The sequence below is a fragment of the Jannaschia sp. S6380 genome, assembly GCF_023015695.1.
In the GTDB taxonomy this organism is placed as follows: Bacteria; Pseudomonadota; Alphaproteobacteria; order Rhodobacterales; family Rhodobacteraceae; genus Jannaschia.
Genome location: NZ_JALKAS010000001.1, coordinates 2011968 through 2032275, shown reverse-complemented (window position 1 = coordinate 2032275; position 20308 = coordinate 2011968). Strand labels below are relative to the sequence as shown.

Annotated in this window: 25 protein-coding genes; 14 read left to right on the top strand and 11 right to left on the bottom strand. The window is 69.8% G+C overall.

Annotated elements, in window-relative coordinates; all coding sequences use genetic code 11:
* The first annotated feature begins 2 nt into the window (after positions 1 to 2).
* On the top strand, positions 3 to 1013 hold the full coding sequence (gene dctP, locus MWU52_RS10515; RefSeq protein WP_246952857.1) for a TRAP transporter substrate-binding protein DctP: 1011 nt from the start codon (positions 3 to 5) through the stop codon (positions 1011 to 1013).
* A gap of 52 nt (positions 1014 to 1065) precedes the next feature.
* On the opposite strand, the gene MWU52_RS10510 is transcribed toward dctP, so the two are convergent.
* Together MWU52_RS10510 and MWU52_RS10505 are read right to left on the bottom strand one after the other, a co-directional pair.
* Positions 1066 to 1713 (bottom strand): hypothetical protein, encoded by a 648-nt coding sequence (locus MWU52_RS10510; RefSeq protein WP_246951786.1) that lies wholly within the window; start codon positions 1711 to 1713, stop codon positions 1066 to 1068.
* A gap of 57 nt (positions 1714 to 1770) precedes the next feature.
* Positions 1771 to 2253: a tetratricopeptide repeat protein gene (locus MWU52_RS10505; protein WP_246951784.1), complete on the bottom strand. Its 483-nt coding sequence runs from the start codon at positions 2251 to 2253 to the stop codon at positions 1771 to 1773.
* Here MWU52_RS10505 and MWU52_RS10500 point away from each other — a divergent pair.
* From MWU52_RS10500 to MWU52_RS10465, 8 genes are all read left to right on the top strand, one after another.
* Entirely contained in the window at positions 2239 to 3537 is a 1299-nt protein-coding gene (locus MWU52_RS10500) for a cytochrome c peroxidase (protein ID WP_246951782.1), read from the top strand. The genes MWU52_RS10505 and MWU52_RS10500 overlap by 15 nt on opposite strands.
* Positions 3534 to 4382 carry a PfkB family carbohydrate kinase gene (locus MWU52_RS10495; RefSeq protein WP_246951780.1) on the top strand — a complete coding sequence of 283 codons (849 nt, stop codon included), beginning with the start codon at positions 3534 to 3536 and terminating at the stop codon, positions 4380 to 4382. Before MWU52_RS10500 ends, MWU52_RS10495 begins: the two co-directional genes overlap by 4 nt.
* On the top strand, positions 4373 to 5404 hold the full coding sequence (locus MWU52_RS10490; protein WP_246951778.1) for a tagatose 1,6-diphosphate aldolase: 1032 nt from the start codon (positions 4373 to 4375) through the stop codon (positions 5402 to 5404). The genes MWU52_RS10495 and MWU52_RS10490 overlap by 10 nt, the downstream gene beginning before the upstream one ends.
* On the top strand, positions 5404 to 6729 hold the full coding sequence (locus tag MWU52_RS10485) for a hypothetical protein (protein ID WP_246951776.1): 1326 nt from the start codon (positions 5404 to 5406) through the stop codon (positions 6727 to 6729). The genes MWU52_RS10490 and MWU52_RS10485 overlap by 1 nt, the downstream gene beginning before the upstream one ends.
* Positions 6726 to 7817, top strand: coding sequence for a Gfo/Idh/MocA family oxidoreductase (locus MWU52_RS10480; RefSeq protein ID WP_246951774.1), 1092 nt, complete (start codon positions 6726 to 6728; stop codon positions 7815 to 7817). Before MWU52_RS10485 ends, MWU52_RS10480 begins: the two co-directional genes overlap by 4 nt.
* A gap of 67 nt (positions 7818 to 7884) precedes the next feature.
* Positions 7885 to 8787, top strand: a complete 903-nt coding sequence (locus tag MWU52_RS10475; protein WP_246951772.1) for a hydroxyacid dehydrogenase — start codon at positions 7885 to 7887, stop codon at positions 8785 to 8787.
* Entirely contained in the window at positions 8784 to 9734 is a 951-nt protein-coding gene (locus MWU52_RS10470) for an aldose epimerase family protein (RefSeq protein WP_246951771.1), read from the top strand. Before MWU52_RS10475 ends, MWU52_RS10470 begins: the two co-directional genes overlap by 4 nt.
* A 3-nt stretch (positions 9735 to 9737) precedes the next feature.
* Entirely contained in the window at positions 9738 to 11183 is a 1446-nt protein-coding gene (locus MWU52_RS10465; RefSeq protein WP_246951769.1) for an NAD-dependent succinate-semialdehyde dehydrogenase, read from the top strand.
* A 19-nt stretch (positions 11184 to 11202) separates the two neighbouring features.
* Here MWU52_RS10465 and MWU52_RS10460 read toward each other — a convergent pair whose 3' ends face one another.
* Genes MWU52_RS10460 through MWU52_RS10440 form a run of 5 tightly spaced genes read right to left on the bottom strand, consistent with a single transcriptional unit; the run spans position 11203 to position 14309 of the window.
* Positions 11203 to 11691, bottom strand: coding sequence for a methylated-DNA--[protein]-cysteine S-methyltransferase (locus tag MWU52_RS10460; protein WP_246951767.1), 489 nt, complete (start codon positions 11689 to 11691; stop codon positions 11203 to 11205).
* Positions 11688 to 12629 (bottom strand): D-glycerate dehydrogenase, encoded by a 942-nt coding sequence (locus MWU52_RS10455; RefSeq protein WP_246951765.1) that lies wholly within the window; start codon positions 12627 to 12629, stop codon positions 11688 to 11690. The genes MWU52_RS10460 and MWU52_RS10455 overlap by 4 nt, the downstream gene beginning before the upstream one ends.
* Positions 12626 to 12958 carry a tRNA-binding protein gene (locus tag MWU52_RS10450; RefSeq protein ID WP_246951763.1) on the bottom strand — a complete coding sequence of 111 codons (333 nt, stop codon included), beginning with the start codon at positions 12956 to 12958 and terminating at the stop codon, positions 12626 to 12628. Before MWU52_RS10450 ends, MWU52_RS10455 begins: the two co-directional genes overlap by 4 nt.
* Positions 12955 to 13749, bottom strand: a complete 795-nt coding sequence (gene proC / locus MWU52_RS10445) for a pyrroline-5-carboxylate reductase (RefSeq protein WP_246951762.1) — start codon at positions 13747 to 13749, stop codon at positions 12955 to 12957. Before proC ends, MWU52_RS10450 begins: the two co-directional genes overlap by 4 nt.
* Before the next feature lie 53 nt (positions 13750 to 13802).
* Entirely contained in the window at positions 13803 to 14309 is a 507-nt protein-coding gene (locus MWU52_RS10440) for a YbjN domain-containing protein (RefSeq protein ID WP_246951760.1), read from the bottom strand.
* A gap of 200 nt (positions 14310 to 14509) precedes the next feature.
* Here MWU52_RS10440 and MWU52_RS10435 point away from each other — a divergent pair, with 200 nt between their 5' ends.
* The 3 genes from MWU52_RS10435 to MWU52_RS10425 are packed head-to-tail and all read left to right on the top strand — an operon-like array spanning position 14510 to position 16584.
* On the top strand, positions 14510 to 15139 hold the full coding sequence (locus MWU52_RS10435; protein ID WP_246951758.1) for a DUF3047 domain-containing protein: 630 nt from the start codon (positions 14510 to 14512) through the stop codon (positions 15137 to 15139).
* Between the two features lie 42 nt (positions 15140 to 15181).
* Positions 15182 to 15940: an SDR family NAD(P)-dependent oxidoreductase gene (locus MWU52_RS10430; RefSeq protein WP_246951756.1), complete on the top strand. Its 759-nt coding sequence runs from the start codon at positions 15182 to 15184 to the stop codon at positions 15938 to 15940.
* A complete protein-coding gene (locus MWU52_RS10425) occupies positions 15937 to 16584 on the top strand; it encodes a GNAT family protein (protein ID WP_246951754.1) in 648 nt (215 codons plus the stop codon). The genes MWU52_RS10430 and MWU52_RS10425 overlap by 4 nt, the downstream gene beginning before the upstream one ends.
* On the opposite strand, the gene MWU52_RS10420 is transcribed toward MWU52_RS10425, so the two are convergent.
* Positions 16581 to 17294, bottom strand: a complete 714-nt coding sequence (locus MWU52_RS10420; RefSeq protein WP_246951752.1) for a response regulator — start codon at positions 17292 to 17294, stop codon at positions 16581 to 16583. The genes MWU52_RS10425 and MWU52_RS10420 overlap by 4 nt on opposite strands.
* A gap of 138 nt (positions 17295 to 17432) precedes the next feature.
* Between MWU52_RS10420 and mce the strand changes: the two genes are divergently transcribed.
* Both mce and MWU52_RS10410 read left to right on the top strand, forming a co-directional pair.
* Complete coding sequence (gene mce, locus MWU52_RS10415) at positions 17433 to 17840, top strand: methylmalonyl-CoA epimerase (RefSeq protein WP_246951751.1); 408 nt, start codon at positions 17433 to 17435, stop codon at positions 17838 to 17840.
* The gene (locus tag MWU52_RS10410) at positions 17837 to 18115 is read left to right on the top strand and encodes a DUF1467 family protein (RefSeq protein WP_246951749.1); all 279 of its coding nucleotides are present in this window, start codon (positions 17837 to 17839) and stop codon (positions 18113 to 18115) included. Before mce ends, MWU52_RS10410 begins: the two co-directional genes overlap by 4 nt.
* Here MWU52_RS10410 and MWU52_RS10405 read toward each other — a convergent pair.
* From MWU52_RS10405 to MWU52_RS10395, 3 genes are read right to left on the bottom strand one after another with little or no spacing between them, the layout of a single operon-like run.
* On the bottom strand, positions 18106 to 18798 hold the full coding sequence (locus MWU52_RS10405; RefSeq protein ID WP_246951747.1) for an EI24 domain-containing protein: 693 nt from the start codon (positions 18796 to 18798) through the stop codon (positions 18106 to 18108). The genes MWU52_RS10410 and MWU52_RS10405 overlap by 10 nt on opposite strands.
* Complete coding sequence (locus MWU52_RS10400; RefSeq protein ID WP_246951745.1) at positions 18795 to 19388, bottom strand: nitroreductase family protein; 594 nt, start codon at positions 19386 to 19388, stop codon at positions 18795 to 18797. Before MWU52_RS10400 ends, MWU52_RS10405 begins: the two co-directional genes overlap by 4 nt.
* Positions 19389 to 19439: 51 nt before the next feature.
* The gene (locus MWU52_RS10395) at positions 19440 to 20294 is read right to left on the bottom strand and encodes a serine hydrolase domain-containing protein (protein WP_246951743.1); all 855 of its coding nucleotides are present in this window, start codon (positions 20292 to 20294) and stop codon (positions 19440 to 19442) included.
* Between the last annotated feature and the right edge of the window lie 14 nt (positions 20295 to 20308).

Sequence of the window (20308 nt, the reverse complement as noted above, 5' to 3'; positions counted from 1 at the left end):
TCATGGCCGTGCCGGCGATGGCGCAGGACATCACCCTCCGGGCGACGGCCAATTCGAACGAGAACGACGAGGATTACGACGGCCTCGTCGTATTCAAGAACTACGTGGAATCGGCGTCCAACGGCGCGATCGCGGTCGAGCTGTTCATCGGGACGCAGCTTTGCTCGGCGCCCGACGAGTGCATCCAGGGCGTGGCCGACGGCTCGATCGACATCTACATCTCCACGTCCTCGGGCCTGGCGAACATCGTTCCCTACGTGCAGATCTTCGATCTGCCGTACCTGATGTCCGATGACCGCATCGCCGAGGAGGTCCTGACCTCGACCGACCTCACCAATCAACTCAGAGAGCGGATCCTGGAGGATACCGGCGGCGCGGTCCGGCTTATGACGATCGGCAATACCGGCGGCTGGCGCAACTTCGCCAACACGCAGAAGCGGATCGAGACGCCCACGGATCTCGAGGGGATGAAGATCCGCACCGTGGTCGCCGACCTGCCGCAGGAACTCGTGCGCGCCCTCGGCGCCTCGCCCACCCCGATCCCGTGGCCGGAGCTGTTCACCTCGCTGCAGACCGGCGTGGTCGAAGGTTCCAAGAACGGCATCACAGACATCATGGGCATGAAGTTCCCCGATGCGGGCCTGCAATACATGACGCTGGACGGCCATGCCTATATGGGCGCGCTCTGGATCATGAACAACGAGGCGTTCCAGTCCATGCCGGATGACCTGAAGCGTGTCGTCGTCGACGGCTTCGCGCAGTTGCAGCAGGCGACCTTCGCCAGCCCCAAGCGCAAGTCCATCCAGGCCTACGAGGATTTCGTGGCCGGGGGCGGCGATCTCTACGTGCCCACGCCCGAGCAGAAGCAGGCGTTCCAGGACGCGGCTTCGCCCGTCTATGACTGGTTCGCCGAGAACGTCGATGGCGGCGAGGAGATGCTGGCGAACTTCCGTGCCGCCATCGCCGAGGCCGAAGAGAGCGTGAACGCCCGGCGCGAAACCGACATGAACTGACCCCTTGCCGGGGGCGGCCGAGCCAGGTCGCCCCGGGCCCGCCAGCCTAGTTTCAGGCCCGGCCGTCCCCGCGCAGGATCCGGCGAATCCAGCCGTGGTTGTGGCGCACGAATTCGTCCATCGGGCCATTCTGGTCCTGTCGGTGTCGCCGCGTCAGCCAGATGCGACCGAACGCCCCCGCTGCCGCAGCGCCCAGCGCGTCGACGATCAGGTCATGCATCGTGTCGTCCAGGCCCGATTTCTGCATGTTCATGCCGAACGTGGTGTCCATCCCGTACTCGAAGATCTCCCACAGGGCACCGATGGCCAGCGCGCCTGCGATGGCGATCACCGCGAGTGCGGTGGGCGGCGCGGCATAGCGTTCGCCCTCGAACACCATGAAGGCCATGAGGAACGCCAGCAGGCCAAGACCCACGGCCGAGCCGAAATGCAGCAGCAGATCCCACCACCAGAGCTTCTCGTAGAAGTTCATCGCCTCGCCCAGCACCAGCGTCCCGGCGAGGAACAGGACGATCCCGGCCGAGAAGCTGCGCGGCATCCGCCCGCCCATCCGCTGCATCGCCGCCTCGGGCGCCAGGCTGAGCGCCAACGCGGCGCCTGCCACGAAGGCCAGATACCACTTCATGACGATGAGCGCGCCGACGACGGTCAGCGCGAGCGCCGCCTGCACGGTTCGGGCGAGTATGTTGGCGGGGGTCATGGCGGATCCTGCGTGGTTGCCCCATCAACCGGCCGGCCCGCACCCGGGTTCCTGCAATCAGCGGAACGGGTACATCCAGGCCTTGTAGTCCTCGACCAGTTCCAGCGCGGCATCGATCTGTCCGGGCGTCATCTTGCGGGCGATCTCCTCCTGGCTGATGGCGGCGTCGGGGTCGCCGCCGATGGTCGACAGGACGTACCACATATAGGCGCGTACCAGGTCGGGGGCCGGCATGCCGAGCCCGACCTCGTAGTACCAGCCGACACCGGATTGCGCGCCGGGATGGCCCTTCATCGCACTGCGCAGGTACCATTCGAAGGCGCGTCGCTCGTCCTTCGCGACGCCGAGACCCAGCGCGTACATCACGCCGATCAACTCCTCCGCATCGGCGTTGCCGGACCGGGCGGCGGGCCAGAGCGCTTCGCGCGCGGCGACGAAATCGCCGGCCTCCATCAGGTCGCGGGCGACCTCGATATCGGCGCCGGCGGGGCTGGACATGGCCACGGCAGCCGCCATGATCACGGCGTGAAACTTGCGCATGCGATCCTCCTTCTCGGCCTGACACTAGCGGCCGGCCCCGCCCCGGCGGAAGAGGTGACGTTCCACCCGTTCGACGATGCACGTGCGAAGCTGGGGCAGTTTCTGTTCTACGACCCGATCCTGTCGGGCAACCGCAACATCTCCTGCGGGACGTGCCACCACCACGACACGTTCTCGGCCGACGCGCTGAGCCTCGGGATCGGCGAGGGCGGGCGCGGCGTGGGCGTCCGCCGCGATGCCGGGGCGGGGCGCGATGCGATCCGCAAGCGGGTGCCCCGCAACGCGCCGGGGCTCTGGAACATCGGCGCGACCGCGTTCACGACCTTCTTCCATGATGGCCGCGTCGGCCTGTCGGACGCATATGACAACGGCTATGATAGCCCGGCGGAGGAATGGCTGCCGGACGGCTTGCCGAACCTTCTGGCGGTGCAGGCGATATTTCCGCTGACCGCGCAGTTCGAGATGGCGGGCAACCCCGACGAGAACGAGATATCGGGCGCGATCCACGACCGGATCGACGCGGCCTGGCCGATCCTGGCCAAGCGCGTGCGGGTGATTCCCGAATATGGCGAGATGTTCGTCGCGGCCTTCGATCTGCCCGGCCCCGAGGCGGTGGAGATCACCCATATCGCCATCGCGCTGGCGGATTTCATGAACGCCGAATGGCGCTCGCTCGACGCGCCCTGGGACGCGTATCTGGACGGCACGCCATTGGCGCCTGCGCAGGAGCGGGGGCGCGTGCTGTTCTTCGGGCGGGCCAACTGTGCGTCGTGCCATTCCGGGCCGCTCTTCACCGATCACGGGTTCCATGCGCTGGCCATCCCGCCCGTCGGTCCGGGGCGGACGCGGCGCTTCGATCCGATGCCGCGCGACGTGGGCCGCATGGCAGAGACGGACGATCTGGCCGACGCCTATCGTTTCCGCACGCCGAGCCTGCGCAACGTTACCCTGACCGAGCCCTGGGGCCATAACGGCGCCTATCCGACGCTGGCGGGGATTGTCCGGCACCACGCCGACCCGGTGGCGGGGCTGGCCGAATGGACGCCGGACCTCGCGCGCCTGCCCGACGCCGACTGGCTGGGGGCTACGGATTTCGTCATCCGCTCCGACACGCGGGAAATGGCGCGCGTGGCGGCGGCGATAGACATCGAACCGGTCGCCCTGTCCGAGGCGGAGGTGGCCGATCTGGTCGCGTTCCTCGGCGCGCTGGAGGGTGGGGAAAGCCGGTACGGCCGCCTGGGCGTGCCGGACGCGGTGCCCTCGGGCCTGCCGGTGGACCGATGACGCGGCTTCTGGTCTGCGGCATCGCGGTGATGGATTACGTCCACCGGATGGACGCGCTGCCGTCGGGCGGGGCCAAGCATCGCAGCCATGCCTTCGACCGGATCGGCGGTGGATGCGCGGCCAACGCCGCCGTCGGCGCCGCGCGTCTGGGGGCCGAGGTCACGCTGATGGCGCGGCTGGGGCGCGATGCGACCGGCGACGAACTGGCCGCGATGCTGGAGGACGCGGGCGTGACGCCGGCCCTCGCGCGCGGCGGGCGCACGCCGCTGTCCTCGGTGATGGTCGATGCGGCGGGCGAGCGGATGATCGTGAACTTCCCGGGCGCGGACCTGCCCACGACGCCCCCGCCGATCCCGGGTTTCGACGCGGCGCTGACCGACTGCCGCTGGCCCGAGGCGGCGGGGGCCGTGCTGCGCGGGGCCCGCGACCGCGACCTACCCGGCGTGCTGGACGGCGAGAAGTACACGCCCGAACCGCTCGCCGCGCTGGCCAGCCATGTCGTGTTCTCGGCCCCCGGTCTGCGCGACTTCACCGGGATCGACGCGCTGGGGCCCGCGCTGGCCGATGCCGCGCGACGGCTTCCGGGGCGGGTGGCCTATACCGACGGGCCGGACGGTGTGGTCTGGGCGGGCGGGCCGCATATCCCCGCGCCCAAGGTCGCGGTCGTCGATACCCTGGGCGCCGGCGATCTCTGGCATGGTGCATTCGCGCTGGCGCTCGGGCGCAGGCAGGGGCTGGACGCCGCCAGCCATTTCGCCAATCGTGCCGCCGCGATCAAATGCACGCGCGCCGGGGGATGGGAGGTCTATCCCACGGCGCACGACCTGGAGGAACGATGCCCTTGACCCTGACCCCCGGCAAGCAGCTGGGATTCCGCCGCATGGCGGACGATGCCGGCCGCTTCAAGATGACCGCCGTCGACCAGCGCCCGCCGATCAAGGGCCCGATCGCGGCCCATCACGGGGGCGAGGCGCCCTGGGCGGACGTGGCGGCGGTCAAGACGATGCTGCTGGAGGCGTTGCAGCCGTCGTCCACGGCGATGCTGCTGGACCCCCACTACGCGATCCCGCATGGCTGGCAGGTCTTCGATCCGCGCAAGGGCCTTATCGTGACGCTTGAGGACAGCCTGTTTCGCGAGACGGGGCAGGGCCGCCATTCGGCCGAGATCGACGACTGGTCCGTGGGCAAGATCAAGCGGATGGGTGGCGACGCGGTCAAGGTGCTGGCCTGGTACCGGCCCGACGTGTCGGATGCGGTGCGCAGCGCCCAGCACGATTTCGTCAAGCGCGTCGGCGAGGCCTGCGCGCGGTTCGACATCCCGTTCCTGTTCGAGCTTCTGGTCCACCCGGTCGACAGCGATGCCGAGCAGACCAGCGACTACACCGAGATGGCGACCAAGCATTCCGATCATGTCCTCGCCAGCGTCGAGGCTTTCGCGGGCGCGGAGTACGGCGTCGACGTCTTCAAGCTGGAAAGCCCGGTCCCGGCCAAGGGGATCGCCGCGGGCGACGCGTCGGTCCGGGCCCTGTTCGACGAGATGGGGCGGCTCGCCGGGCGGCCCTGGGTCATGCTGTCGGCGGGCGCGGGCAAGCCGGATTTCAAGACGGTGCTGGACTACGCCTATGCCGCCGGCGCGTCGGGCTATCTGGCCGGGCGGGCGATCTGGCTCGACGCGTTCAACGCCTGGCCCGACCTCGACGCAATGCGCGCGGGTTTGGCCGGGGACTCGGTGCCCTACATGGCCGAACTCAACGCGCTGACCGATGCGAAGGCGACGCCTTGGCACGCGCATGACGTCTATGGCGGCAAGGGGCTCGATTTCATCGACGCGAGCGCGGGCTTCCGCCACGGCTACGGCGATATCTGATGCGGGTCGGGATCCTGCCGCTGGGACGACCGACCTTCGACGTGCCCTATGCCGAGGAGAAGCTGGCCGTGATGCTGGCGCAACTGGACGCGTCGGGGCATGAGATCACCGGCCCACGTCGCCTGCTGATGGAGGCGGACGATGCGGCGCTGGCGCAGGTCGCCGGGTCGGATGTCCTGTTGATCCTGCAGGTGACGTTCACGGACGCCGCCTTTGCGACCCGGGCCGCCATCGGCCACGCAGGCCGTGTCGCGATCTGGGCCGTGCCGGAACCGCGCGAGGGCGGGCGCCTGCGCCTGAACGCCTTTTGCGGGCTGAACCTTCTGTCCCATGCGCTCGGCCTGAACGAGCGCCGGTTCGTCTGGGCCTATGGCGACGACGTGGACCTGAACGCCCTGCTGACCGGGCCGGAGATCGCCCCGAAACACGGCACGCCGACCGATGCGGCCCCGGTCGCCATCCGCCGCGACCTGCGGATCGCGCGGATCGGCGAGCGGCCCGCGGGCTTCGACACCTGCGCCTATGACCGCAGCGCCTTGCGTGACCTGACCGGGGCCGAGGTGACGGAACTGGCGCTGCCCGACCTGTTCGACCGCGCGCGCGCCTTGCCGGCCGAGGCGGTCGCGCCATACGCCACGCAGGCCGACCGCCTCGGCGGGATCGAGGCGCTGGACGCGGGCGAGCGGGACAGATCGCTGCGGCTGGCCGGCGCGCTGGATGCGCTGCGGCAGGAGCATCGCTTCGACGCGATGGCGATCCGCTGCTGGCCCGAGACGTTCACGGAATACGGCGGCGCGGTTTGCGGCCCGGTCTCTATGCTGGGCGAGGCGCGGACCCCCTGCGCCTGCGAGGCGGATGTCTATGGCGCGGTGACGCAGGCTATCCTGCAGGACGTGGCCGACGCGCCGGTCTTCCTGGCCGATCTGGTCGACATGGACGAGGAGACCGGCGTGGTCTGGCATTGCGGCCAGGCGCCCGCCTCGATGGCCGCGCGCGCGCCGGATGCGACGGTCCACACCAATCGCAAGCAGGCGCTGCTGTTGGAGTTTCCGCTGAAGGCCGGCCGCGTGACCCTGTTCCGGCTCAGCCAGGCGCAAGGCAGGCCGCAGGTGATCGTCGCCACGGGCGAGGTGCTGGACCGGCCGATGGCGTTCACCGGCACCAGCGGCGTGATCCGCTTCGACCGGGGCGCGCCGGCCGTTTGCGCCGACGTCATGGCCAGCGGGCTGGAGCATCACATGGCGCTGGCTTACGGCGACCATGCCGATACGCTGCGCGGGGTCGCGGCGGGGCTGGACCTTCCGGTGCTGGAGCTGGGCGCATGATCCGCTACGGCCTGATCGGCGCGGGCATGATGGGGCAGGAGCATATCCGCAACATCGCCCTGCTGGACGGGGTCTGCGTCGCCGCCGTGGCCGACCCCGACCCCGCGATGCGTGCCCTGTCCATGCAGGCCGCCGGCGCCGAGGGGTTCGACGACCCCGAGGCGATGATCGCCGCCGGCACCTGCGACGCCTACCTGATCGCGGCGCCCAACGACCTGCACGCGGGGCTGTTGCAGCGGCTGATGGCGACCGACAAGCCGATCCTGGTGGAAAAGCCGCTGGCGACCACCACCGCCGATTGCCGCGACCTGTTGAGCATGGCCAAGGGACGGATGGCGCCGATCTGGGTGGCGATGGAGTACCGCTACATGCCGCCCGTCCAACGCCTGCTGCAGGCGCTGGATCAGGGGGCCGTGGGCGCCCCCCGCATGGTGTCGATCCGCGAACACCGCTTTCCGTTTCTCCAGAAGGTCGACGACTGGAACCGCTTCAACGCCCGGACGGGCGGCACTCTGGTCGAGAAATGCTGCCACTTCTGGGACCTGATGCGGCTGATGCTGAAATCGGATCCGGTCCGGGTCTACGCGTCGGCCGGGGTCGACGTGAACCACCGGGACGAACGCTATGCCGGGGGTGTGCCGGACATCGTCGACAACGCCTTCGTCGTGGTGGATTTCGCGAACGGCACGCGCGGGATGCTCGACCTGTGCATGTTCGCCGAGGGCTCGCATTGGCAGGAGAGCATCGCCGTCACCGGCCCGAACGCGCGCTGCGAGGCGTTCATCCCCGGCCCCGCCCGTTTCGCGCCCGACGGTCGCCCGCACGAGGCGCAGTTCGTGACATCCGTCCGCGCCCTCAAGGAGGAGGTACGCGAGACGATCCACACGCCGCCCGAACTCCTGATCGCGGGCGACCATCACGGCTCGACCTACTATCAGCACGAACGGTTCCTCAATCTCGTGCGGACCGGACGGGGCGAACCGGAGGTCACGCTGCAAGACGGCTACTGGTCCGTGATGGTGGGCGAGGCGGCGGAGGAAAGCGCCCGCGCCGGTCAGGCCATCGACCTGCGCGGGCGCGGCGCATGACCTCATCTTGCAGAAAATACCTCGGGGGAGCCGAAGGCGGGGGCAGCGCCCCCGGGAAAGGATGCGAATGATCCTGATCACCGAATTCATGGACGAGGCCTGGGTCGACTGGCTCCGCGCGCGGGCGGATGTCACCTACGAGCCCGACCTGCCGGATCGGCCCGAAGATCTGGGGGCGCTGGCCAAGGACGCGCAGGCCCTGATCGTGCGCAACCGGACGCAGGTGCGCGGCGACCTGCTCTATGCCGGGTTCTCCTGCGTCGGGCGGCTGGGCGTGGGCCTCGACAATATCGACATGGATGGCTGCGCCGCGCATGACATCGCGGTGTTCCCGGCGACCGGGGCCAACACGTTGTCGGTCGCGGAATACGTCATCACGACGGCGGCGATGCTTCTACGCGGGGCCTATGACATGCGCGCCGGGATGGAGGCGGGCGACTGGCCACGGGCGAAGGCCGGGCAGGGGCGGGAGATCGCGGGCAAGACCCTTGGCCTCGTCGGCTATGGCGAGATCGCGCGCGCGACGGCGAAGCTGGGCGCGGCGATGGGGATGTCCTGCCTCGCCTCCGATCCTTATGCCGACGACTTTCCCGGCGCGATGGAGGGCACGGAGGAGGAGGTCCTGACCCAATCCGACGTCGTCACGCTGCACGTGCCGCTGACGGACGAGACGCGCGGCATGATCGACGCGCGCGTCCTCGCCGCGATGAAGCCCGGCGCGATCCTGATCAACGCGGCGCGCGGCGGCGTGGTGGACGAGGCGGCGCTTTGCGACGCCTTGCGCGCCGGCCATCTCGGCGGCGCGGCGCTGGATACGTTCGGGGCGGAGCCGCTGGGCGCGGACAACCCGTTCGCGGGCGTGCCGAACCTGATCCTGACGCCGCATATCGGCGGAGTGACCGCCGAGGCGAACGCCCGCGTCTCCGAGATGACGGCCCGCCGGGTGGCCGCGCATCTGGGCCTGGGATGAGCCGCCCGAGCTTCGCCATATCCGGCCACGGCCTGACCGCGCGCTTCACCGACATGGGCGCGATCCTGCATGACCTGCGTCTGGACGGGGTGGATCATCCGCTGGTGCTGGGGCTGGCGGACCTCGATCACTACCCGGAGCATTCGAACTACATGGGTGCGACGGCGGGGCGCTTCGCCAACCGCATCGGCGATGCCCGCTTTGCGCTCGATGGGGTGGAGCATCGCACCGATCCGAACTTCCGCGACAGGCACACGCTGCATGGCGGCGCGGCGGGGACCGGCAAGCGCGTGTGGGAGGTGCTGGATCATGACGCCCGCGCGATCCGCTTCGGCCTCTCGCTCGCCGATGGCGAGATGGGGTTTCCCGGCGCCATGCGGATCGAGGCGCTGTTCACCTGCGCGCCGGACGCGACCCTGCGCGCGGCTTACCGCGCGACGACGCGGGCGACCACGATCTGCAACCTGGCGCATCATACCTACTGGAACCTGTCGGGGGCGTCCGACATCTCGGATCACATCCTGACCGTCGCGGCCGACCGCTACGTGCCGGTGGATGACGACCTGATCCCCACGGGCGTGGCCCCGGTCGACGGCACGCGGTTTGACTTTCGCGCGGGACGCGCGTTGCCGGGCGACGGGCTCTTGGATCACAACCTCTGCCTGTCGGATGCGCGCGTGCCCCTGCGGCCGGTCGCGACCCTGCGGGCGGGCGACCTGTCGATGACGCTTGCCACGACCGAACCGGGCCTGCAGGTCTATAACGGCGCGCTGCTCGCGACGCCGGTGCCGGGCATCGACGGGCGGACCTATCGCGCCCATGCCGGCACGGCGCTGGAGCCGCAGGTCTGGCCGGACGCGCCGAACCAGGACGGATTTCCCGACGCGACGCTTCGCCCGGGCGAGACCTATGAACAGACGACCACATTCACCTTCACGCGAGGATAGACGATGGCATTCCGGGACTGGATGAAAGAGGCGGACCTGATCGGCGGCGAATGGGTCGGCGCCGATGGCGGGGCGACCATCGACGTGACGAACCCGGTGGACGGATCGGTGATCGGCACGGTTCCGAAGGCCGGCCGGGCCGAGACCGAGCGGGCCGTCGCCGCGGCCGCCGATGCGTTTCCCGCCTTCCGCGACATGACGCTGATGGAGCGGTGCGCGCTGCTATGGAAGCTGCACGACGCCCTGATGGACAATCAGGCGGACCTGGCCGAGCTGCTGACCGTTGAGATGGGCAAGCCGCTGGCCGAGGCCAAGGGCGAGATTGCCATCGGCGCGCAATACGTCCGCTGGTTCGCCGAGGAGGCGCGCCGCGCCAAGGGCGAGATCGTGCCCGCCGGCGTGAACGGACGCCGCATCCTGGTGACGAAGCACGCCATCGGTGTGGTCGGCATGATCACGCCTTGGAACTTCCCCAGCAGCATGCTGGCCCGCAAGATCGCGCCCGCCCTGGCGGTGGGCTGCACCGTGGTCGCCAAGCCCGCGACGGCCACACCCTATAGCGGTCTCGCCTGGGGCGCGCTGGCCGAGGAGGTCGGCTATCCTGCGGGCGTCGTGAACGTCGTGACGGGGTCCGCGCGCGAGATCGCGGGCGCGATGATGGCGGATGCGCGCGTCCGCAAGATCACATTCACCGGCTCGACCGAGGTCGGCAAGGAGCTGATCCGGCAATCGGCGGATACGGTGAAGAAGGTCTCGATGGAGCTGGGCGGCAACGCGCCGTTCATCGTGTTCGACGACGCCGATATCGACGCGGCGGTCGAGGGCGCGATGGTGTCGAAATTCCGCAATGCCGGGCAGACCTGCGTCTGCGCCAATCGCATCTACGTGCAGGCCGGCATCCACGACGCCTTCGTCGAGAAGCTGGTGGCGAAGACACGCGCCATGAAGGTCGGTGACGGTCGCGAGGACGGCGTCGAGCAGGGACCGATGATCGACGCGGACGCCGTCGAGAAGGTCGAGGAATTCGTGGCCGACGCGCGCGAGAAGGGCGCCGAGATCGTCACCGGCGGCGCGCGGCACGAAAAGGGCGGCACCTTCTTCGAGCCGACGGTGGTGACCGGCGCGACTCAGGCCATGAAGTTCGCCACCGAGGAGATCTTCGGCCCCCTCGCCCCGGTCTTCGGGTTCGAGACCGAGGAGCAGGCGATCGAGATGGCGAACGCCACGGTCTACGGCCTTGCTTGCTATGCCTACACGCGCGATCTGAGCCGGGCGTTCCGCATGAACGAGGGGCTGCAATACGGGATGATCGGGATCAATTCGGGCCTGATTACCACCGTCGAGGCCCCGTTCGGCGGGGTCAAGGAAAGCGGCCTCGGCAAGGAAGGCGGAAGCCAAGGTCTGGAGGACTACCTGGAGACGAAATACGTCTGCATCGACGGGATCTAAGCGTCGAACGGGGACGGGGTCAGAGAAGCCGCGGTTGTGCGTCCTCGAACCGCAGGCCTTCGAGATCGAGAAGGATGCGCTTCATCTCCGTCCCACCACTGAACCCGCCGAGCGATCCGTCCGCGCCGATCACCCGATGGCACGGGATCACGACCGGCAGCGGGTTGCGCCCGTTGGCCTGGCCCACGGCCTGCGTGCCGCCGGGCCGGCCGACGGTCCGGGCGATGTCGGCATAGCTCGCCGTTTGGCCGAAGGGGATGTCCCGCAGCGCGGCCCAGACGCGGCGCTGGAAGTCCGTGCCTTCGGGTGCGAGATCCAGATCGAACGTCGTCAGCTTCCGGTCAAAATAAGCGCCGAGTTGGCGGCGTGCCTCGGGAAAGGCGTCGGGATCGTCGGTCCAGTCCGGATCGGGGGCGTTCCCCGGCAGGCGCAGTTGGGCGAGCGCGTCATCCGCCCCTGCCACCCATACCGGGCCGTAGACCGTCTCCAGCCGCGCTGTGCGGATCATACCGGGTTTGGTGGTTCGCGCCCCTCGGCGATGGCGATTGCGTTGTCGAGGGCCATGGATCCCATGTCCTCCCGTACCTCCAGCGCGGCGGTGCCCAGATGGGGCAGCAGCACGACGGTTTCCAACGCGCGCAATGCATCCGGCACATGCGGTTCGTGTTCGTAGACGTCGAGGCCGGCCCCGCCGATGCGCCCGGCCGTCAGCGCGTCGATCAGCGCCCCCTCGTCCACGACGTCGCCGCGGGCGATATTCACCAGGATCGCATGGGGGCGCATCGCGGCCAGCGTGTCGGCGCTCATCAGATGCCGCGTCTGGGGTGTGGCCGCGACGGCCATGACCACGATATCGGCCGCGGCGCACAACTCCACCAAGCTATCCATCTGCCGCGCTCCGTCGACCGCCTTGGGCGAGCGGTTCCAGAACACGACGTCCATCCCGAACCCGGCGGCGCAGCGGCGCGCGATGGCCTGGCCGATCCGGCCCATGCCGACGATGCCGATGGTCTTGCCGGTGACATGCAGGCCCAGCATCTGCACCGGATGCCATCCCGTCCACTTCCCCGCGCGGACCATCCGCTCCCCCTCGCCGGCGCGGCGCGCGGCCATCAGGATCAGGGTCATCGCCGTGTCGGCCGTCGCGTCGGTGACCGCGCCCGGCGTGTTCGTCACGACCAGGCCGGCGGCCCGCGCCGCATCCACGTCGATATGGTTGTAGCCAACCCCGAAATTCGCGAGCCCCTTCGCCCGGATCGCGCCGCCGAACGCGTCGGCGCCGAACGCGTCGCCCAGCGTCGGCAGGATCACGTCGGAGTCCGCCAGAGCGGCCCGGCACTCGTGGAGATCCATCGGCTGTGTCGTATCGCGGCAAGTGACGTCGAAGCGGGCGCGGGCGGCATCCATGACGCTGTCGGGCAGGGCGCGCGAGATCAGGAGTTTCAATGCAGCCGCCCCCCGTTCGGGACGGGTTGGTCGGGGGCCAGCAGCACCACCTCGCCGTCGTCGTCGGGCAGGCCCAGGACCAGCACCTCCGACATGAAGGGCCCGATCTGGCGGGGTGCGAAGTTCACGACGGCCACGACCTGACGTCCGACCAGCGCCCCGATCTCGTAATGCGCGGTGACCTGGGCCGAGGATTTGCGCTCGCCCAGGGCCCCGAAATCGATCCACATCTTGATCGCCGGCTTGCGCGCCTCGGGGAAGGGTTCGGTCCGGGTGACGGTGCCGACGCGGATGTCGACCTTGCCGAAATCATCGAATGAGAGGGTCATGTCCGCAACGCGCGCGAACGGTCGGCGGCGGCGGCGACGGTGCGCGCCATCAGATCGGGCAATTCGGCCATCAGCACCTCCAGCCCGGCCTGCGTCGTGCCGTTCGGCGAGGTCACGTTGATGCGGAGCTGCTCCGGCGTCTCGCCGGTCATGGCCAGCGCGCCGGACCCGGCGACGGTGGCGCGGGCCAGACGCAGCGCCAGGTCGTGGGGCAGGCCCTGGGATACCCCCGCGTCGGTCATGGCCTCGATCATGTGGAACACATAGGCGGGGCCGGAGCCGGACAGACCCGTCACCGCGTCCATCTGATCCTCGCCTGGCAGGTGCACGACCTCGCCCACGGCCGACAGCAGGGTCTCGGCCAAGTCCATGTCGTCCGGCGTGGCGGCGTCGTTGCCGACGATTGCCGTGATGCCGCGCCCGATGGCGGCGGGCGTGTTCGGCATGGCCCGAACGATCCGGGCATCGTCGCCGAAGGCGGCCTGGAACGCGGCGATCGGCGTGCCCGCCGCGACCGAAACGAAAAGCGTGTCCGACAGGGCGCGCAAGGCGGGCAGGGCCTCGCCCATCATCTGCGGCTTGACCGCGATCAGCGCGATCGCCGGCGCCTCGGGCAGGTCGGCGTTCACATGGACGCCGGTGCCGCGCAGCCAGTCGGACGGCACCGGGTCGATCACGGTGACGGCGGCGTGTGACAACCCGCGATCCAGCCAGCCGGATAGCAGCGCCGAACCCATGCGACCACAGCCCAGGACGACGATGCCGCGCCCCTCGATCTTCTCGAACTCCATCGCGAACCCTCCTGCGCGCCGCAGCCTAGGGAGAAGCGCGCCGATGGCAAGCGTCAGGCGTGGCCATAGGCCTCGGCCATGGCGATCTGCATGGCGTCGACCGGCGCGCGACCGCCCCAGCAGACGAGCTGGAACGCGGGGTAGTATCGTTCGCCCGCCAGCACGGCCTCGGCCACCATCTGGTTGATCTGCTCAACCTCGGCGCAGGCCCCGCCGGCCAGGACCAGGCCGTAGCGGTAGACCATCATCTTCTGCTCGACCCAGTAGCTGAACGAGCCGGCCCAGCATTCGTCATTGGCCAGGTTCAACGCCTCGTAAAGCCGGGGATGGCTGGTCGCGGGCGGATCCATCTCGAAGCAGCAGATCAGGCGCAGCGTCTCGTCATGGTCGGACCAGGCAAGCGTGACCGAATAGCTGCGCCACTGCCCCTCCACGACCATGGCGATCTGGTCGTCACCCACCCGGTCGAACGTCCAGTCGTAGCGCTCGGCCACCGTCTCGACGAGGTCGATGGGGTGCAGGTCGCCGGTTTCCGAGAACTGTTGCCGTTGGTGGAGCATGTCGTGCCCTTCCGATACTGCCATAGAACTTGTTGCCGACGCGATCCGTATGACGCGGCCCGCAAAGCCCATACCAGATATGGTGGAGCGGGGCCGCGGACCTGTAAACCCCGCATATGCGCTTCTCCACAGCTTTCGGCGCGTCGCGGCTCACGCGTATGTGTCGGGCGGCGGCGTTCGCCTGCGCTAGGCTCCGAGCCATGTGGTGTCTCCTCGCTTTCGTTCTCCTCGCACTTCCGGCCACGGCCGAGCCCCTCGCCTTCGACGGAAGCTGGCGCGCACAGGGTTTCCTGCGCTTCTCTTCGAACGACTACGCACAGGGCGGCGACGGCCTGCAGATCGTGTCGGACGGCACCGTATCCCTGCTGTGGAAGGCGGTGCCCCCGCGATTGCGGGGCGCACGGTCCGCCAGTTGGGGCTGGGCCGTGGCCGAGGGCGTCGCCGCGACGGACCTGCGCCGCCGGGGCGGCGACGATCGCAACCTAGCCATGTATTTTGCCTGGACGGACGCCGCGACCGCCGAACGGATCGATCCGGCCCGCGCCGGACGCCTGCTTCGGGCGCCGGCCACCCGCGTGCTGGTCTATGTCTGGGGCGACGACGATGCGCGCGGTACGATCCAGGTCAGCCCCTATCTTGCCGGCATGCGAACGGTCGTCCTGCGGCCGGCGGGCACGGGCCAGCACGTCGAACGGGTCGATCTGGCCGCCGATCACCGCCGCGCCTTCGGGACGGCGCCCGGCGTTCTGGTGGGCGTGGGCATCTCGGCCGACAGCGACGACACCGGCGGCAGGATCCGCGCCTCGGTCACCGCACCCGACTTGCGCTGACCCGCCTCTCGGCTACGCTCGCGGGCAAACGGGGAGGATGCGATGGAGCTGAACGGATGCGTGGCGGCGATCACCGGGGGCGCGGGCGGTTTGGGCGCCGCGACCGCGCGGCACGTGGCGGATGCGGGCGGGACGGTCGCGATCCTGGATCGCGACGAGGCCGGGGCCACGCTGGCCGAGGATCTGGGTGGCCGGTTCCTGCAACTGGACGTGACCGATGCGGCCGCCTGCGCCGATGCCCTGCGCGCCGTGGCCGGCGAGGGCCGGCTGGACCTGATGGTCAACTGCGCGGGCGTCGCGCCGGCCGCCAGAACCGTCGGGCGCGACGGGCCCCATGACCCGGACCTGTTCGCCCGGACGGTGGCGATCAACCTGACGGGGACGTTCAACTGCGCCTCGGCCGCCGCCGCGATCATGGCCGGTCAGGATGGGCGGGGGGCCGACGGCGAACGCGGCGTGATCGTCAACACCGCGAGCGTCGCCGCCTATGAAGGCCAGGTGGGGCAGGTCGCCTATGCCGCGTCCAAGGGCGGTGTGGCGGCCATGACCCTGCCGATGGCGCGCGACCTGTCCGGCCTGGGCATCCGCGTCGTCGCGATCGCGCCGGGCCTGTTCCTGACCCCGATGCTGGAGGGGTTGCCCGAGGACGTGCGTGACAGCCTCGGACGGCAGGTGCCCTATCCGTCCCGGCTGGGTCACCCGGCGGAGTTCGCGGCGCTGGTCGCGCATGTCGCTGTAAACCCGATGCTTAACGGCGAGGTGATCCGCCTGGACGGCGCGATCCGGATGGCGCCACGATGAGCGACCTGTCGGACTGGCGCGCCCTGGCCTACGCCCCGCCGCCCGCGATGGTGGGGCAGCATTCACAGCTGGAGCGTCTGTCGGTCGGCGATCACGCGGCGGCGCTTCATGCCTCCAACCCGCTGACGGACGACCACTGGGCGTTCATGCCCTACGGACCGTTTCCCGATCTGCAGGTGTACCGCCTCTGGGCCGAGGGCGCGGCGGCCAGCGAGGACCCTGCCTATTATGCGGTGCGCGGCGGGCAGGGCTGGGGCGGGGTCGCGTCGCTGATGCGCATCGACCGGGCGCATGGCGTGATCGAGATCGGGCATATCGCCTTCTCCCCGGGCCTGCAGCGCACGACGGCGGCGACCGAGGCCATCCACCTGATGATCGACCAGGCCTTCGCCGCCGGGTTCCGCCGCGTCGAATGGAAGTGCAACGCGGCGAACGCGGCCAGCCGGCATGCGGCCGAACGGCTGGGCTTCGTCCATGAAGGCACGTTCCGCCAGCACATGGTGGTCAAGGGCGCGAACCGCGACACCGCATGGTACGCGATCCTGGACGGGGACTGGCCGCGCCTGCGGGCCGCGCATCGCGCTTGGCTCGCACCGTCGAACTTCGAGGCCGACGGAAGGCAGCGAACGCCCCTGCGCGTCTAGACCGCGTGGCGTTCCCGCAGGCGTTTGGCGATCAGGCGGCGCAGATGCGGGCGCAGGTCGCCCATGGTGCGCGCGGCCAGGCCCTGCGTCTCGGCCAGAAGCTCGGGGTCGCGACCCGTTCGCGCAAGGCCGGTCAGGAAATCGGCGACGAAGCCCGGCGTGACCTGCGCATCGCCCAGCAAGCGGTCGGCCCGGGCCAGATCCTCGCTCAGCGCGAGCGGGTCGGGCCTCACGGTCTCGGCGCCTACGACGCGCAGGCCTCGCGGCCGCATCTCGGGCGGCAGATGCTGCAGGATCGCCTGCTGGAACCCGGCCAGGCTGTCGATCGGCTTTGGAAGGAAGCCGTCGGCACCGGCGGCCAGTGCGGCCTGCTCCGTCTCGTCGCGGTCGCGGCCCGAGGTGGCCAGCAGGACGCCGGGCCGCTGTGCGGCATGCGCCAGCCGCGCGATCAGCGACAGACCGTCGCCGTCGGGCAAGCCCAGATCGACGATGGCCACACCCGGGCGATAGGTGTTCAGGTGCCGCTCGGCCGAGGCGATACAGTCCGCCCGACGGATCCGCGCGCCAGAGCGCAACGCCAGGAGGCGCACGGCCTCGGAGGCATAGCGGCTGTCCTCGATCAGCAGCACCGTCTGACCCAGTAGCGGGCGCTGCGGCGTAGGCGCGGGGCGGATCCCGAATTCGGGGGCGGTCAGTTCGGTCACGGGCACGATCCGATTCTCCTCTAATTGTCGCGACCACTCTGCCGCGGGCATCCCTAACGAAACGTGAACATTCCGCCGCGATTGCTTGCGACCTCCCGATGCGGGGCCCATAAGCCGCTTCGAGACTGTTCGGAGGATGTGCCGATGATCGGACGACTGAACCATGTGGCCATTGCGGTTCCCGACCTCGAAGCGGCCGCGGCGCAGTACCGCGACACGCTGGGCGCCGTGGCCAACCCGCCCCAGGCGGAGCCCGATCACGGGGTGACGGTGGTGTTCATCGACCTGCCCAACACCAAGATCGAACTGCTGCATCCGCTGGGCGCGGACAGCCCGATCGCCGGGTTCCTGGCCAAGAATCCCTCGGGCGGGATCCACCACATCTGCTACGAGGTGGACGACATCCTGGCGGCCCGCGACCGTCTGACGGCCGCCGGCGCGCGCGTGCTCGGCGATGGAGAGCCGAAGATCGGCGCGCATGGCAAGCCCGTCCTGTTCCTGCATCCCAAGGATTTCACCGGCACCCTCGTCGAGCTGGAGGAGGCGGGATGATCGGGGTCTTCTCGGCCTTCGTCCTGTTTGCGATGGTCTGGGCCATGGTGTTCCTGATCGGCCTGCAAATGGGGCAGGACACGCAGGGCGACCGCGGCGAACGGGTGCCCGGGACGCATGCCGGCAGCCCGGCCGAGTTCCACCTGTGGCGTCGGGTCTTCTGGGCGACGGCGATCGCGCTGGCGATCTGGGTGCCGCTGGTCTGGGTGATCGTGTCGGGCGTGCTGGGCATCGACGATCTGCGCCGCATTACCGGCCGTCCGGTTCAGGGCTGACCGCGCCGCAGCCGGTGGACGAGGTGGGTGAAGGTCGCCGCGCCGATCACCGGCACCAGGAGGTTCAGCACCGGCACCGACAGCGGAATCGCCATCAGGACGCCGGTGGCCCAGATCGTGCCCCGGTGACGCGCGCGAAAGCCCGCCGCCTCGACCCGCGACATGCGGCGCAGGGCCACCATCTGCGCGTATTCCCGCCCCAGAAGGAAGCCGTTGACCGCCCAGAAGATGAACAATGCCAAGGGCGCCAGCAGCAGATATGCGACCAGCGCGCCCGCATTGACCAAGAGGACCAGCCCCAGGAACGCGGCCGTCTCGCGCGTCGTTTCGGCCCAGCCCTGCCTCCGCGCGGGTGGCAGGCCGGGATAGTGCCGATCCTCGACCGCGTCCGCGATCCGGTCGAGGAAGAGACCAGTGAAGGCCGACGCCACGGGCACCATCAGAAAGACGGACGCGATCAGGGTGAAGGGCACCAGCGCCCAGCCCGCCGCGTTATCGAGCCAGGTGACGGTGCCGAGCCAGGGCAGCGTCACCGAGGGGCCGATGGCCAAGGTCGCCGCCCAGATTAGCAGTGCGGAGAACCCCACCAGCAGCGCCAGCGACAATGCGATGCCGAGGAGCAGCACGCGCCGGAAACGGGGGTCGCCCAGCTGGGCGATGGCCTTCAGCGCGTCGCCGATCATGCCGACACCCAATCGACCTTGGCCCCGAGATCGGGGCGCGGGCGATCCGGGGGCGCGCTCGTCTCGGTGCCCAGGACGACGAAGCCCGCGACCCATTCGTGTGGCGCGAGGTCCAGCCCCGCATCAAGCCATTCCCGATCCAGCGCCATCCACCCCGACAGCCAGTTCGCCCCCCAGCCGGCCGCCAGGGCGGCATTGACGAGCCCGAGGCAGAGGGCACCGGCGCTGAGCGTCTGCTCGACATCGGGGATCTTGTCGGATGCAACGGGGGCGGCCACCACGGCCACCATCAGCGGCGCGTCGCGGAACATCGCCTGTGCCTTGGCCAGCTTGTCGGGGTCGAGCCCGCGCGCCTGGCCCAATTGCCCGGTCAGTCGGGCCAAACGGGTGGGCGCGGCGCCTTCCAGCACGATCAGCCGCCAAGGCTCCAACTTGCCGTGATCGGGCACCCGCAATGCGGCGGTCAGGATCGGCAGCAGCGCCTCGCTGTCGGGCGCCGGTGCGGCCAGCGTCTTGGCGGGCCGGGAGCGGCGTGTGGCCAGGAATGCGGCGGCGTCGGGGCGGGGGCGCAGGGGCGGCAGGGCGGTCATGGGCGGTCCTTCGGCAGTCTGAATTGCATGTCGCCTGGCCCGGATGGCATTTCAACCCGTCTGCGCCCGTGCCACGGCATCCCGTTCGGCCGGTGCGGCGTCTCCGCGCGGCACAAAGGAGGCCACGATCGGCGCGCCCGGCAGGTCGGGGAATGCATAGATCGCGCATGCGGAGAACGCGCCGCCGCCCGAATGGCCGAGCGCCGACCCGACCGCACCCATGCGCCCGATCATCAGCCCCAGGCCGTAGCCGGTCTCGGTCCAGGGGCGCCCTTCGACTTCCGCCGCAAGCGGCTGCGCGTCCCGCATCGCCGCGCAGGCCGGCCAGTCCAGGATCGCCGCCAGAAGACGGACGGCGTCGCCAGGGGTTCCCATTAGACAGCCATGCGCGACCCAACCGGGATGATAGCCTCCGGCGGGAAAGGGCAATCGGGCGAAATCCGCTGCATCGGTCGCCAGGCGGACGGAGCGAATTCCCAGCGGTTCGGCCAGCCGCGTGGTCACGAGTTCGGCGAGCCCCCGACCCGTCGCCGCTTCCAATGCCTGTCGCGCAAGCAGGTAGCCGATGTTGGAATAGGCGAAACGCGTCCGCGGCGGGGTGTCGGGCCGGTCGATTGAAACGGCCTGCAGGAAATCGTCGGCGGTCCAGGCGGGACCACCGGCCACGACGGCGGACTTGTAGGCCGGCAAATGACCATAGTCGCCCAGCCCCGCGCGATGTCCCAACAGGTCGCGCAGCGTCCAGGCGCGTCCGGGACACCGCGCGTCCGGGTCGAGTTCGCCGCGTGCCGCGGCATCACAGATCAGCGCGGCAATGGCCGTCTTCGAAAAGCTCCACCATGGAAGGGCGGGTGCCGGATCGGCGGTCAGGACATCCCCGGAAAGCCGGGCGGACAGTACGGTCATGTCGGGACGATCCG